Raw genomic sequence first — 13,864 nt, 5'->3', positions numbered from 1 at the left:
GATTGTTGTTTTTAGAATTGGGTAATGTTGATTTTAAAATTTCTACTTCTTTCACCTCCATTGGGGGTAGATTGTAGGTTAACTTTTGCGCCCTGCTCGAACTCCCTCAGGGAATCCATCAGGCTGAGTTCGGTCTTCACCTCGACACGAACTGTTAGATAAAAAAGGTGTCTCATATTTAAAAATGTGAATCAGCACCCCGAAAAAACTGGATGCGTGGTTTTCTAAATCTCTGCGGGAATGAGACTTATGATTCCTGTTTCCACTTCTTCTAATTTTGCCTGACAAAGGGTATTCACCTCTTCTGCCACATGCTTAATAATCACAGGATTTTTAGTGGTAAAGCTGCCCCCTTTATCATCCTTAATGGTCAAGACACAACCCTGAAAATGATTACCATCAGTTTCATCCACATCATCTTTCAGTTCCACCTCAAATTCAGTAAGGGTGGTGATAATGGTTTGCAGGTTGTCTCGATGCCTGATTTTACGAGCCAGATCGTCCCCTAGTTTAATTGTCCTTTCCAAAATTGCCTTTTGGTTGGAGATGGTCTGGGCAATCTGCGTTTTGATCTGCAATTTGCTTGGCTCTGACTTTTGTTCCTGCGCTTTCGCTTCGGGATTCACGGGATTACCAGCCACGAATTTTGGGGTTTTGTCTGCCTGCACGGTGTTTGCTACCTTAGCCTGTCCGTTGTCTTTTACTTTTGAGTCCATTGTCTATGGGTTTTAAATTTTCCAACCTGCGTACTACCTTTCGGCAGGAGCCATTCCCTGGCTTTTTGATATGACCCTCACCTGATTGAGCAGGAAGACAGACAAGGCTTTTGAAAAAAAAATACGACCCGAAGCGCAGCGCAGGTGTGGAGATTATTTTTTCAAAACCAGCGGAGCAGGGCGACGCCGCCTTGGCTGGAGAACTGCGAGTCAGAAATTTGTGCATCAAAGTGCCCTAAAACTGCCTGATCAATCTTAAAAAAAGCATATAAACAATAGCCACAGCGGCCAAATAGCTCAGTTGCAGGCGTTCCACCTTTTCAGGTAATGGTCCGAATAGTCGCCGGGATAACGGGTGATGTATACAGTCCTGAACTGTGGCGGGCCGACATACAGCCTGCGGGCAAGTTATACAGCCGACAGGATTTTGCTATCCCCACGCTGTTTAGGCTACATAAGTGGGAGAGGGTAGCCTGATAGAGGCCGGTGACCTGGGCACCCGGACGTTCCAATATTTTTTCAGCCAGTTATGTGGCCGATTCACCTGTTGTATCTGAACCGGTCAGCAGCGCAAGCACCTCCTTATTGTTCAGGGCAGGCGAACCCTTACACAATTCCAGCATAGCTTATCCATCCGTTAAATATTGCGCTATAATTCCTGCATAAGAAAAATCAACCCCACCCTAACTAAAAGAACTCGCCACTATTGTAGTAAAATTCTGGTCGGAAAAGCTGACTACCGATACTGCAACGATACCTGCGTAAATGACGACAACCGTAAAATCAGACTGGCGGAAAGGATCAAACCCCATCCCACCACCGACCAGATTATTAACATCATCAAAAAGAAGTACTAAATCCTGAAAGATCGCTTTCCTGGAATGGTTGAAGACTGTGATGTGGTGTACTATGAACAGCTGATTTTTTCAAACCGGTATTGATTCCCGATTTTACACCAGTAGCTATGCATAGGACGGGAACATTTGGCACTGTATATTTGAACGCAGTTACTGCATTTCAGATGACCAGGTACAAAACAAAGATTTTCATCAACAGGCAGTGATCGATTAGTCTTGATAAAATATTGAGTGAGAAAATTAAGCTACTGCCGGAATATGATTTGCCCGTGTCAGATGGGCCATTAAATCGTCATAAACTTCCTTCCAGTTAACCCCTATTGTACCATAGCTGACTCTTTTATCGTTGTGCTGATATCCTGCAAAGACCCGTTGCTGGTCAATTTCCGTACAAATTAACTCACCATATCCCCATGTTTTATGGGTAATTATGTCTGGCATTGCATATTTGAATTCTTTACGTGTCATATCTGCTTAATCGACCCTGAAGAAAAAATCCTTATGGTTTTCCAAAGGGATGATCTCCGGGAAATAAATTTTTCCCATACCAGCGCTTAGCATTTGTATGATATATTTGGACAAAGTATCATAAGTCAGTACTTCAATATTTTTATCCTTGTCCCGGTCTTTATCTTTGCAAAAGTTCTTCGCGTGTTGCGTCCCTTTCTTCATGGATCAATCCCTCCTCCCCTAGCATGTTATTGACAACCAGGATTTCTTTAAATTCTGCAAACGTAAGAAATTCAACTTTACCTCCGTTCCTGTCCTTCCCTTTTGTAAACTTTAGAATGGGTTCAACGTCATCAATATCAAAAGAGGTTGTTATTGGCAAACCATTTTTGGTACAGTATTCTTCAAGCACAGTAATATTTATATACATATTGAGTCGTTTATTTAAAAGTATGAACTATTTACCAGGAATGATGAGACTAGTAAGAATAACTGGGTCATAAATTCTTAACATATAAGATCCTATGATCCATATAAGCATCCGAAACTACACTGTCAAAGTTGCATTTTAAAAGGTCTAAATCCTTCTTGATCTGAAAGAGGTCACGGGTGTTTCCCAATTTCATTTCAAGTTCACTCTGCAACACCTCCAGCAAGGTAAAATGATCGCTGATCTCCTTGCGGATTTCTTTCGCCCGGACATCGGTTAAGGGTGAAAGTTCACCATCTATATAAGCACGTCTGTTAAACATACCTCTTCCTATCTTATAATGTATAACACCTGATTCCTCATGTGTATATTTAAATCCCACAGCCTTTGCAAGTCTGACTGAAGCTTGAAAATTCTCTTCATTGAGAACAGTACCATCAATGGTAATGTGTTGAAAATCCCTGTTATCCTGGAACAAGTGTGGCAGAACCACTGATTTCAACGCCGCAGATAAATAGCCTTTTCCCCTATATTCAGGCAGACTGTACCAATGCAGATCATAAAGGCTGGCTTCCTGCACAAGTCCGATAAACGGGCCACCCTCAAATTGTCTGACCAAGTAAATTGTGTCCGGGCCATACAACACGACCCCTTCGCCAGCAGCCCCCTTACCTGGCGTCCAATGGTTTGCCAGTTCTACTGTTGTTGTCAAAGGTCTGCTGAACGTTAGTTTTTGGCTTTCACCGCGATTCAGACTGGTCAAAAGCTCATTGAATGTACTTTCGTGCATAATGGCTTAATTCAGTAACTGTTTGAAAAAATTAAGCTGGTTGGCTGGATAATTACATTCATCACATTTAGATAAAAGATCAAACGCACCGCAACGATCAGTTACCAATGTAAAACGCTGTTTACCGTATTTGATGGCATCCATCTTAAGCGCATAGAATGCAAGATCATCTGGTCTGATTTCATTACTAAGCCTGTATACAGAAGCTTCTCTACTCTGATATACAAAACCGATCTTATAAACATTGTCTTCCCCAGATCTTGAAATATAGATCAAATCACAACTTTTAAGCTTCTCCAGCAATTGGTACTTCTCACGGTAAGAGGTGTTCAGGTTGTAATCCGGTAATGTTTCCTGTTCATCTTTGCGCAGCTTTTTCAGAACACTTTTACCCATATCAATATAATCCAGGATTGTTCTTTGTTCAGTAGTCATGGTGATCAAAGAAAAAGCATCGGTGACTTCAACCTGTTTATAATAAACGGGGAGGTTTTCATTCACCACACTGATGCACATTGTTTTTTCCCAGTCTTTTAAACTTACATTATGTTTTTCTTCCAGCTTAAGCATTGCAGAAATACAATGATCAATGACTTTTGGCCTTGGTGAAGACCGTTCTCCATATAAGGAAATCCGTTGCAACAACAGCCTGGTCAGCCAGTCTGCTTCTTCGGCGGTAAAATTTACTTTTTTCAACATCCAGCTTTTTATTTCAAACAGACAGCAAGATACCGACTATAGCATTTTCATAAAAACACCTGAGCGGAATTGTTTTCCACAATCCTGATTTTACAGGAGTTAAAATATAAATTGGCACATCAAACTGCTGCTCATGAATCACCCACTGGAAGAAAACCTACTAGATACTTACGAATACCTGCTGTTAGGGCCAATGTTGTCTGTTTATAAAGGTCGGACAAAAACAAAGCTGGATGGATTTATGAAATACTCCAACCTGATCATTGATAAATTTGCCACCCATTCCTCCTCTTTCTTTCATTTGTCAAAAGGGATCATTGAAACCAAGCAATCTACAAAAGAGCGCCCTCAGCGGGGTTACGATATGTTTACGGTTAATTCCGTGTTCAGGATCATGATGGAAAACTATGCTACCTTCAACCACCTATTTGTAGAACCCCAAAGCGACGAAGAGAAAAAATTCAGATTCCTGCTTTGGAAAATAGACGGTTTGACTGATAAACAGAAGATGGACATCGGACACGACGATTTTGAAGGAGCGGGAGCCATTCTGAAGAAAGATGAGCAGATACTTGAGGAGACCATCAAAGAGCTCGAAAGCTGTGAATTTTATAAAAATCTGGATCCTAAAGAACTGGAAAAAATCTACAAGGCAGACAAACGCAGGTATTCCTGGCGTTTTCTAATCGATCGGGGTAAAATCAGGCCTTTGAAAATCACTGATCTGGTCAAACACACTTGCAAGACCAGAGGATTTATGAATATGTATAGATATGCCTCCATTCATACCCATACCAACTACCTGGCCGTTGAACACTTCGAACAGACCCGAAGCAAACCCATCTCAAAAGATTACTCCGAGCCGATTACCAGAATTGCGATCTATCTGACAGCACTGATGATCTATGACATTTGCAAAATTGACCAAAATGCTAGAGCGGAGTTTGACCAGCTGCATAGTGGTATACGGGAATATATTAATGGTATAAGTGAATCCATTAAAAAACAATCACCTTGAATTTAAGACCTTACAGCCCCGTGTACTTGGCAAAGCTCACATGAATTATAACTGTTCGCAGTTGCAAATATCGAGTAATCTCAATGACCAGAGTTTTTAGATCAACTTGGCTATCAATTTTACTTCACAATTCTTAAAAAGAGCAACTTAAAATATAGCTAACCATATTTTAATTAACTACTATCGCTCTGTTCTCAGATTTACTCGACCTTAACAAGGTAACAGCGAAGTCCGCTTTTCTTATTTAATTAGATCGTCATGTAAAGATTCTATGGACGGATAAGACCCTTGGTCAAGACCTTCATCGACGCTGTCATTGCCAAAAGGCATATTCAGCAACTCGCTAGATAAACTGAGGCTGCCTCAGTTGTTCTCGTGAAAAAAATGACTATTATGTATTCCCAAAGAATAGCGGTATTAGCTTGAAATGGGAAACTGAAACAAAGAAATAAAATTCGCATACTAAGCGACTTTAGAAAAACAATTGGTCCTTAAATACCTCCTGTAATGGATTTTAACCAGAACTCTTCGCCAAATATCAATGTCGTCAATCCGTAATAACATAGACATGCAACACAAGCTAGAATCATTATCCAAAGCCATCTAGGTTTCGGTAAGATGCTGGAGGGGGCCAAAGGGCGATTATTGTTCATAATGCAATATAGCAAAAACTACACGTACGATAAATGACCTAAGCCAATTTTCCAGTGAGCAGCTGGAGAAAATGGGTTTAGTCACCATCTGAAATTATTATTTTTAAATAAATGCCGAATTATGGTCTGCCAAATTCTCGGCAGACCATCCAGGTACATTTGCTATTTGTCCTTTTGATTTTTCAATTCAGTTACTTCAGCCCTACCATCCTGGGCAAGTACCTTAATGTCTTGTAAAGCTTTACGCAATCTGGTTCCGGCTGCCTTGTTTCCTTTAATGTAAAATGCAGTAGCATCGGCCTCCGTGGCGGCTACTAAGTCCTTAATTTTTTCAAATGCTGACATAATTATAGATTGATTTAAAATTGAATAAATAAATTATTGCTGAACTGCGAAACAACGCTAAATGGTTACGCCCTGATCTTTTGATTTTTGCTGATCTAGCTTTTTGGAGAAAACGTGCTCTTTTGCAAGTTCTGGCTTAGCCTCTTTTAAAAACTGTTCCCTTTTTTCCGACTGTCCCTCCAGGTTATAAAAATTGATGTTACCGTAACGGGGCATAGCCCTGGCGGTCATCTTAAATTCTTCTCCCTGCTGATTTTTGACCGTGAGCAGTGGACGGTCACCGTCTTTCAACTGGCTTACAATCTGTTCTAACTTTTTGGGATCATCCAACTCTTTGATGTTATAGGTCTTTAGTTCTGTTATCAGGTTAAATGGATAACCCTCCCCATACTGCCTGATGGGCAAATTACCATACCTGTCCCTTGGTTTGTCAAACTGATATTCATTCCAGGCCTCATATTGTTTCCCAACGCGACTAACCAGATCATCACGAAATGCGGAACCTCCAGTTAGCATATTCGCGCTTTGCTTCATGTTAAAACCTTTCCCTTCGTTGATGTAGACCGTATTTTTAATGGGGTCACTATAAAAAGTCAGTTGAAAATCCTTATTGACATAATCCACTTTACCATCTTTCATAGTGGCTACTGACAGGTAATCTTTCACCCCTTTCCCAATGCCCAACTCTGCGTCGCCATCACGTTTTTTGAAATTTTCAATAGCCTGAATGGGGCTATCAAACTTTTTAAACTGTTGCTTTCCATCAGGATCTTTAGATAACACCAGGTATTGTTTGCCCTCTTCAAGGGGCTTGGCCTTGCTATATTCCAGATCATATTTATTGAGGAAATAATAATCCGATTGTTGCGAACGCTTGACGTGCAAGGTAGCTTCCATAAAGCCCCTGCGTGAGGGTAGCTGATCGGTAACCTGAATGTACGGGGCATTTTTTTCCATAGCCGCTTCTACTTTAGCCGCCATTTCCTGTGGAATTTTCAGGCTTTTCACCTGTTCTCTAAAATCTTCTAAACTGTTTCTGTTCATATCTTTATCTTTTAATGAATATTCTATTTTTCCAATTCGACACGCAGTGCTGTGATGGGAACTGCAATGTGCCAGTTAAACATTTGTTAGTATTCTTTCTCAAAATCGAAGGCCTCCTGGTCATCCAAAAACAGGTCAAGTCCCATGAGCTACAAATCGGGTTGTCGGCATCGTAAATTACCCAAGTATAGCCTTCGCTCAGCTGTTGGGCTAAATAATCTACTAACTCGGTAGCCAACTCCGATTTCTCTAATAGCTCCGACATCACTTAGACAATCCCCCGTGATTGATCCTGTTGTTTCTTCTTATCCATCTGCTTGCTGCTGAGCTGGCTCTTCCCTTGTTGTGGCTTGAGTGCTATATCTGCTTGCTTCTTCAGTTGATGCAGTGTAATGGGTTTCCGTTTATCATTTAGCATCATGATTTGTTTATTTAAAGGGTCAGCAGCAAAATAATAAGTCGGTCCATTTACCTGTTTCAGTGAGATCTGGTTCCCTTCTTCCAGGCCATTTAATGCCCTTAAAGAAACGAGCTCAGGCTTGTTCAGCGCTTCGGCAATAGCCGATACCTGTTGTTTTAAGTTGAATTCATGGTCCGCTGGCGATTCCTTCAATTGAGGTTTACCCTCGGACGTTAGATGCTGAAAATCGAGTTGCAACCATTTTGAAGCCATCTTGTTATCCTCCACAGGGAAGTATTTTAGCACCGCGCGACCCTGCAAGAGATTCGCGGCCTCTCTTGCATTGATTCCTAACTCCACGTCGAAAGTAAAGGATCTTGTGTTGGCTGGATTTAAGGCATCTTTCAATGTGCCAGTAAAACTCTGCGTTTGGTACCTACCAGATGGTTCCATCTCAAAATTGACCTTCACCTTGTAATTATTCGTACCCCAGGGGGAAGTTAATTCGACAGCCGCCTTTGCCCCCTCGTAATCCAGCAATCGCTCCAAATTGATTTTATCAGACTTTAAGCCAAGCCCCCCAAGCGTCTCCTTCAGTGATGCTATATTCTCCGTTTTCAATTTTTCCAGCCTTACTGCCTGAAGGGGTTTATCAAATACTGCAGATTTGAATTTATGCAAAGCACGTAGGAAAGGATTAGGAAAAAGCTGCTTTTCGAGCTTAGTAACAGTTTTTCTGACCATATCCAAGACTAGCTTTTCATCTGGACTAGCCCCCTTGGAAATCCGGTTAATACCCCGCTGCAAAAAATCATATTGCTGCCTGGCGCTATCCTTTTCAATACCTTTTCCGAAAACCTCTTCGAGCATGATCATTTTATCCTGCCAATTTTCGCAAAGCACAATTGCCCTGTTGACCTGCCCGCTCATATCATTTTTGTTTTTTAGTATTGTCCCGCAACAAAACCGGATAACCAGCTGTCAATTTCTGCTTCAGGCGCCTGATCTTCTTCGACAGTAAACTTTTTGCAGCACTGATCCCAGCTCCGGCGACCTGGGTCGTCAGGTCAAACCCCGTGAGCCCGATATTACTCAGTGCTCCCGAAGTGCCCCCACTAATCGCCTCCTGTAACAAGGCTTCAGGAGCATTTATGCCGCTCATGGCATCCCGCTTATCAAATACAGTGAGGTTCACCGGAATGATCGAGGTGCCCAGGCGAATGTTGCGGATGACCAGGTTCAGCCGCTGGTTGCTGAATTCAGCTATCCCAAAGACGGGATGGCCTTTGGGAATAACCTGTCCACTGACGGCCAGTGTATCCAGCAGGCGCAACTCTACGACCGAACCTTGAACGACTTTCTGACTATTGGCTATCGCGGCCGGAATGGCTTTAAATAAGCTGTCGGGAATAACCACTTCTTTTTCAGGAGCGGCCGTACTGACCAGTTTCGGATTCTGAATTTCCTGTATCTGTTGGAGTATGCCGGACAATTGCGCCATTTCGGGTTCCTCCGTTTCTGATTTCATGCTCTTCATCAGCGCCTCCAGTTTTGCTACATCCCTGGACATATTATGGTCTGTACCGCTCGTTGAATTGAAAGTTTCCAGACGAGGTTTTGGGGCGACATAGGGCGCATTGATCTCCCTGTTAATGGCAGCAAGCTTTTCGTTAATCTGGGCAGTCTGAGGATCGTCAGTAATTGAAAAACCGAGTTTATCTGCAATCCCGGACAAGCCGCCAGAGTCAGATTTCTGCTTGTCTGCCTGGTTGTAAATGTCCATCTTATCGACCGGGCTTTCATTTTTAAATTGTGCATCCGGCAAGACGGTGTTTATGCCTTTAGCACTAGAATTTTCCTGGTCCGCAGTCCCGGAGCCTCCACCGAGCAGGTGAAAACTGAAAGCCAGTAATGGTACGATTAATAAAGGTAGCAGCAGCAACATCCTGCGCCGCTCAATTCGTTGTCTATTCATAGTATTTTAGTTAAGGAGTGAATAATCTGTTAAAAGAAAACCTGCATCAGCAGATACAAGCAATAGCTGCCCAGCAGCAGGCAAAAACCAATCAGCACAAGCATCCAATCCTGTGCATTCATCCGGGCTGTCTTCCGGTTCAGATAGTTAGCGAGTCGCCGCTGCGCTCGCAAAACTTTTGCTGATAAATGCGCAGCAATACTGCTTTCACCTCTATTCAAAGGCGTTTTCTGCTTGTGTTTAGGGATGCTCATGGCTTGCTTATCTTAGGGTCGACATCCTCATTCAGCAAGGTTTCCCATTTCTGAATCAAAAAACCATGCGGGTTGTTGTCCGTTTGCGTATTTAAAATCCTGATCTCGCCTCGAGTGACCAGTCTTCGCAGAATGGTACTACTGGAGCGAATGAGTTTTTGCGTTGCATAGCAGGTAAAGCCGTAAGGCATTTCATTCAAGTCCAAAGCGATGCTGTCTACTTCGATCTGCTGGGAGATGTTAGCAGAGATCAGGTTGTTGAAATAACCCGATTCCCGCAGGTTGTCGTAACTACGCTTGGCAGATGCGTCGGCCAGATAAAGGGACTTGGCGATGCCCGCATTGATCGCTTTTTCGTCAGGATCTAAAGTGAAAAAGAGCCGATGAAAAGTCGTGATGTGATCCCTCAGCTCCACTGGCAGATTCTGCTTACGGTCTGAAGCAAAGGCTTCCAATACTTTACCATTGTGTAGAATCATTACCCTGGAACCCGCCTCCCTTATAGCAGAGAAGCACATAAAAACCACAATTGCGGTCAGAATGACACAGGTGATCATAAAGGCAATACTGAACCTTTTGATGTGCTGAAAAGCAGTGTCGATATTTTTAAGTTGTTTAAACATAGGTGTACATTTTAGATTAGGATTTTCCGCTTAGCTTATCTTTGAAATAGTCCTGCCCGGACGCTTCGACCATACCGGAGGACATCATTCTTCTCCCATCACCCTGGCTGTCTGACTCCATACCATCGGTATGCTTTTGATGAATACTTCCGCCCCGCGTAAAACCGGCAGTAAGCATCCCAGAACTTGCCACTGTTAGGGCATTCACCTTAGAAAGTATGCTGTTGCCACCCCCTGCATGGACTACATAATTGGCAACCGTCGGCACGCAGAAATAGCCTACAATACCAATGATCATGAAGATCATGTAAGCTGTATCGGTACTGGAAAAGAAGGTATCTCCACTTTGAGCCACTTCATCAATGTCCAGCTTGATCATATTTTGCTGAATCTTCCCGAGAATGGCACCAAAAATATTCGCAATCGGCAACCATAGAAAGATATTGATATACCGGGCTACCCATACAGAAAGCGTATGTTGAAGGCCGTCAAAAACAGCCAGACCGAGTACCAGAGGGCCGAGAATGGCCAGTACAATTAAAAAGAAAGTCCTCAAAGTATTGATGCACAAACCCGCCGCCTGAAAGACCAACTCAAGCGCTTCACTCATGAACTGTTTAAAGCTATGGCGCATTTTGTAGTCTTGCCGGTCAGCCCAGAACTTGATGTCGTTCCCAATCGCTTCAATCCAGTTTTCATCATGGGCGTTTGGATCTTTGGGATGGGTATACTGGTACCATTTTTTCCGGTCACCGCTCCCTTCTTCTCCCACATACATCTTCCATTTGGTGGACTTTTTCAACTCTTCTTCTTTTCGTTTCAACAGCGATTTGATGGTCGCATTACTATCCTTCACCATCGAAGTGGTCGCCGAAACTGTAGGCTGAAGCACACCGTTCATTACACTAAGCAAGGCAGGGAACAGGATGATCGCAAGTCCAAGCGCAAATGGGCGAAGCAAAGGATAAAAGTCCACGGGCTCCGCCGACGCGATATGACGCCATACACGGCTAGCGATGTACCATAAGGCAGCGAAACCAGCTATACCCCTGGCTACGGCAATCATCTCCGCACAAAGTGGGACCATCTCCTGATATACCTGCTCTAATACGGTGTGGAGTCCACCGATCTGACTGGATAGCCCCTGTGCAAAAGCTCCAAAAGGAAATAAAATTAAGCAGAGGCCAGTCAGACCCATTATTTTCGAATCATTTTTCATAGGCTTATGGATAAAAATTAGCACGATGTTTCAGGTCTGTTCGCTGGTTTTCCCGGGCCAGACAAAGGGAGGCGGCTTTGGCATTGAAATCGCGCAGAAATACCAATTTGTCCTCTACTTCAGCGTATATCCTATCAATAGATTTCAGGCGTTCATCATCACTCATCCGCAGTTTACCCGCAGTGATGACCATGGCCAGCTGATCCAGGTTCTCCAGGCTTTGCTTGAACAACTCAGCATACACCCTTCCGAGATAGTCCAGTTCAGTTATGCTGAAAAGGTCACTGGTTTTGAAGCGTTTGAATGCTGACTTGTATTCCGATACCAGGTCAGATTGATAAGCGATAATCGCTGATACCTTCCTGTACTTTTTAACTTCAGGACTGACCAGCATCATGGCGTCCAGAAAAACTTCATGCAAAGAGAAATTGCCCTGAGCGATGTTCTTCACGGTTTGATAACCACCCGAAACAATCTCATAGCCTTTTTTCATATCACTCAGGATATTTTTCATCTGAGACAGCTTTTCCACATTCAACAAGAGTTGTTGTACTTCTGTACTCTGTGCCCTTGCAGCCAAAAAGTGTCCAAACAGCAGGTAAAAGATAATAATCAGTCGCATCTTATTCAATTTCATGATACCTCCTGATTTTTTCAAGTTCCCCAAAATCCGTTCTCCGCAGGCTGACCAACTGCTGTACATTGCTACAAAAATCGGCGGTGAAGTCGCTTTTATCCAGCATACTGCTATAGACACCTGCCAGTCTTTCTAGACGCTCATGATCGGTCATTTCCAGCTTTCCTGAGCTGATGACCAGCAAGAGTTCTTCCAGGTCATTCGTGCAAGCTTTGGCCAAAGACACTCCTACCAGTGCTATATAGGCCATTTGGTCAATGGTTAAACCATCATTTCGCTTTAAGGCAGCAAAGGAGTTTAGTATGCCGACTTGCAAAGCCAAAATTTCGGGAATCCGCAAATCAGACCGCAGCGCCGGGCTTACCATTTTCAAGGAACTGATAAAGGCTTCATGCAGCTTAAATTCACCATTTGTGATATCCTTCACCGTTCGCAAGCCAGAACCAACCACTTCATAGCCTTTTTTAGCGTAGCCGATATAGACCTGTAAGGCTGCGATCTGCTGAAGCAGGTACTTTCTTTGGGTTCTTTTTTGCCTGAAAATCTCATTCCAGTTCTGTGCCTTTCCCTCGGGCATCCACATGAGCCAGGTGACCAGGAAGCTAAGCGCTATGGTTAAAATTCTTCTAATTGACTTCATAGACTTCTTTTAAGGTTTTCAGTTCCAAAGCCGATTTCGCGCGCTGCATGGAAAGCATGATATTTTGCTGGTTAAACTGGCGCAAATCGGAATAATTCTGATCCATCGCATCTGCCGCTGCGCTGATCAATTCCAACCGTTTGGCGTCACTCATTTGTGTCTTAAATGAATTGATGACCACGAATACCAGATCCAGGTTCCTGATGCTCGCATCCAGTATCCCCCGGTAAACTTCTTCTATATATAAGAGTTCTTCCGGGCTAAAATGCTTGTCCTTTTGAAACAGACCGAATGCCCAGCGATATTGCTTTACGATCTCGGCCTGCGTTTCCGCAAGATCCCGAACACGTTTATAAGTTGTGATCAGGGATTTCACTTCCCAGAGTTTCTGGTAATAGTCCGCATACTGTTGCCGCTGCCGTTCTGTCCAATCAGAAATCTCTCCTAATTTCAGTTTACTCAATTGATTTTCGATCACCTTCTGTGCATTTTGTAGCCAGATCGTCTCATTCTGGAGGCGTTGGACTTTGAGATCTACAGCCCTAATTACTTTTTTCACGCCTGCCTTTATCACTTCAGCGATGGCAAACTGCGCTTTTGCCCCGGAGGGCAAAGCAACCAGCACCGTCACTACGCTCAAAGGCAGGACGACCATATAGGTTCTAACCATACGCTTTAATATTTTTTTCATAGTACATTCTGTTATTTGATCCTTAGATAGACGTTGGCCCCCAACTTCAGTACCTTTTCCGTTTTATCAAATGATATCGTACCACCTTTACCCGTTCCCTCCAGAATTCCTGAGTCCGGATTATACCTGCCTTTCCGGTGTTCTTTCTCTAGCACCAGCGGTCCCTGATTCCCTGCCTCGTCCAGGCTACGATAACCTGTTGATTTACTGATGAGGTAATCCTGGTCTTGACTAAGTGCTACAATAATTGTATCGTCAGCGATGCTAAATTCGCTTTCTGCATGATGCACATAGGTACCAGTGATGTCCAAATCACCAGTGCATGAAGCGTGGAACAGGCAGATCAAGGCAAGAAAGACGATTGAGATTTGTGGATGGATTTTGATGTTCTTTTTCATTTCTTAATGGTTTTAAGGTTAAAAA

Annotated in this window: 18 protein-coding genes; 1 reads left to right on the top strand and 17 read right to left on the bottom strand. The window is 43.2% G+C overall.

What is annotated here, in order from left to right:
- Positions 1 to 11: 11 nt before the first annotated feature.
- The 6 genes from WAE59_RS09130 to WAE59_RS09105 all read right to left on the bottom strand — a co-directional run bounded on the left by WAE59_RS09130 (position 12) and on the right by WAE59_RS09105 (position 3,942).
- Complete coding sequence (locus WAE59_RS09130) at positions 12 to 176, bottom strand: hypothetical protein (RefSeq protein WP_337855640.1); 165 nt, start codon at positions 174 to 176, stop codon at positions 12 to 14.
- A 48-nt stretch (positions 177 to 224) separates the two neighbouring features.
- The gene (locus WAE59_RS09125; protein ID WP_337855639.1) at positions 225 to 716 is read right to left on the bottom strand and encodes a hypothetical protein; all 492 of its coding nucleotides are present in this window, start codon (positions 714 to 716) and stop codon (positions 225 to 227) included.
- A 1,097-nt stretch (positions 717 to 1,813) separates the two neighbouring features.
- Complete coding sequence (locus tag WAE59_RS09120; RefSeq protein WP_337855638.1) at positions 1,814 to 2,041, bottom strand: hypothetical protein; 228 nt, start codon at positions 2,039 to 2,041, stop codon at positions 1,814 to 1,816.
- 160 nt (positions 2,042 to 2,201) lie between these two features.
- A complete protein-coding gene (locus WAE59_RS09115) occupies positions 2,202 to 2,453 on the bottom strand; it encodes a hypothetical protein (RefSeq protein ID WP_337855637.1) in 252 nt (83 codons plus the stop codon).
- Positions 2,454 to 2,520: 67 nt separating this feature from the next.
- A complete protein-coding gene (locus tag WAE59_RS09110) occupies positions 2,521 to 3,243 on the bottom strand; it encodes a GNAT family N-acetyltransferase (RefSeq protein ID WP_337855636.1) in 723 nt (240 codons plus the stop codon).
- Positions 3,244 to 3,249: 6 nt separating this feature from the next.
- Complete coding sequence (locus WAE59_RS09105) at positions 3,250 to 3,942, bottom strand: hypothetical protein (protein WP_337855635.1); 693 nt, start codon at positions 3,940 to 3,942, stop codon at positions 3,250 to 3,252.
- Between the two features lie 133 nt (positions 3,943 to 4,075).
- On the opposite strand from WAE59_RS09105, the gene WAE59_RS09100 reads away from it, so the two are divergent.
- Positions 4,076 to 4,960 (top strand): hypothetical protein, encoded by an 885-nt coding sequence (locus WAE59_RS09100; protein WP_337855634.1) that lies wholly within the window; start codon positions 4,076 to 4,078, stop codon positions 4,958 to 4,960.
- A gap of 815 nt (positions 4,961 to 5,775) precedes the next feature.
- Here the strand turns inward: WAE59_RS09100 and WAE59_RS09095 are convergent.
- From WAE59_RS09095 to WAE59_RS09045, 11 genes are all read right to left on the bottom strand, one after another.
- A complete protein-coding gene (locus tag WAE59_RS09095) occupies positions 5,776 to 5,958 on the bottom strand; it encodes a histone H1 (RefSeq protein ID WP_337855633.1) in 183 nt (60 codons plus the stop codon).
- Between the two features lie 57 nt (positions 5,959 to 6,015).
- Positions 6,016 to 7,002: a hypothetical protein gene (locus WAE59_RS09090; RefSeq protein ID WP_337855632.1), complete on the bottom strand. Its 987-nt coding sequence runs from the start codon at positions 7,000 to 7,002 to the stop codon at positions 6,016 to 6,018.
- Positions 7,003 to 7,270: 268 nt separating this feature from the next.
- On the bottom strand, positions 7,271 to 8,332 hold the full coding sequence (locus WAE59_RS09085) for a hypothetical protein (RefSeq protein ID WP_337855631.1): 1,062 nt from the start codon (positions 8,330 to 8,332) through the stop codon (positions 7,271 to 7,273).
- A gap of 1 nt (position 8,333) precedes the next feature.
- Positions 8,334 to 9,377 (bottom strand): conjugative transposon protein TraM, encoded by a 1,044-nt coding sequence (traM, locus tag WAE59_RS09080; RefSeq protein WP_337855630.1) that lies wholly within the window; start codon positions 9,375 to 9,377, stop codon positions 8,334 to 8,336.
- Positions 9,378 to 9,406: 29 nt separating this feature from the next.
- Positions 9,407 to 9,631, bottom strand: coding sequence for a hypothetical protein (locus WAE59_RS09075; protein WP_337855629.1), 225 nt, complete (start codon positions 9,629 to 9,631; stop codon positions 9,407 to 9,409).
- Positions 9,628 to 10,254: a conjugative transposon protein TraK gene (traK, locus tag WAE59_RS09070; RefSeq protein WP_337855628.1), complete on the bottom strand. Its 627-nt coding sequence runs from the start codon at positions 10,252 to 10,254 to the stop codon at positions 9,628 to 9,630. Before traK ends, WAE59_RS09075 begins: the two co-directional genes overlap by 4 nt.
- 16 nt (positions 10,255 to 10,270) lie before the next feature.
- The gene (traJ, locus tag WAE59_RS09065; protein WP_337855627.1) at positions 10,271 to 11,473 is read right to left on the bottom strand and encodes a conjugative transposon protein TraJ; all 1,203 of its coding nucleotides are present in this window, start codon (positions 11,471 to 11,473) and stop codon (positions 10,271 to 10,273) included.
- Positions 11,474 to 11,477: 4 nt separating this feature from the next.
- On the bottom strand, positions 11,478 to 12,110 hold the full coding sequence (locus tag WAE59_RS09060) for a TerB family tellurite resistance protein (protein ID WP_337855626.1): 633 nt from the start codon (positions 12,108 to 12,110) through the stop codon (positions 11,478 to 11,480).
- Positions 12,097 to 12,750: a hypothetical protein gene (locus tag WAE59_RS09055; protein ID WP_337855625.1), complete on the bottom strand. Its 654-nt coding sequence runs from the start codon at positions 12,748 to 12,750 to the stop codon at positions 12,097 to 12,099. The genes WAE59_RS09060 and WAE59_RS09055 overlap by 14 nt, the downstream gene beginning before the upstream one ends.
- Positions 12,737 to 13,441, bottom strand: coding sequence for a conjugal transfer protein TraI (locus WAE59_RS09050; RefSeq protein ID WP_337855624.1), 705 nt, complete (start codon positions 13,439 to 13,441; stop codon positions 12,737 to 12,739). Before WAE59_RS09050 ends, WAE59_RS09055 begins: the two co-directional genes overlap by 14 nt.
- An 11-nt stretch (positions 13,442 to 13,452) precedes the next feature.
- Positions 13,453 to 13,839 carry a hypothetical protein gene (locus WAE59_RS09045; protein ID WP_337855623.1) on the bottom strand — a complete coding sequence of 129 codons (387 nt, stop codon included), beginning with the start codon at positions 13,837 to 13,839 and terminating at the stop codon, positions 13,453 to 13,455.
- Positions 13,840 to 13,864 lie beyond the last annotated feature (25 nt).

The sequence above is a fragment of the Pedobacter sp. GR22-6 genome (assembly GCF_037402555.1).
Lineage (GTDB): Bacteria > Bacteroidota > Bacteroidia > Sphingobacteriales > Sphingobacteriaceae > Pedobacter.
The sequence above is the reverse complement of the archived record's forward strand: the minus strand, read 5'-3'. Positions and strand labels throughout refer to the sequence as shown.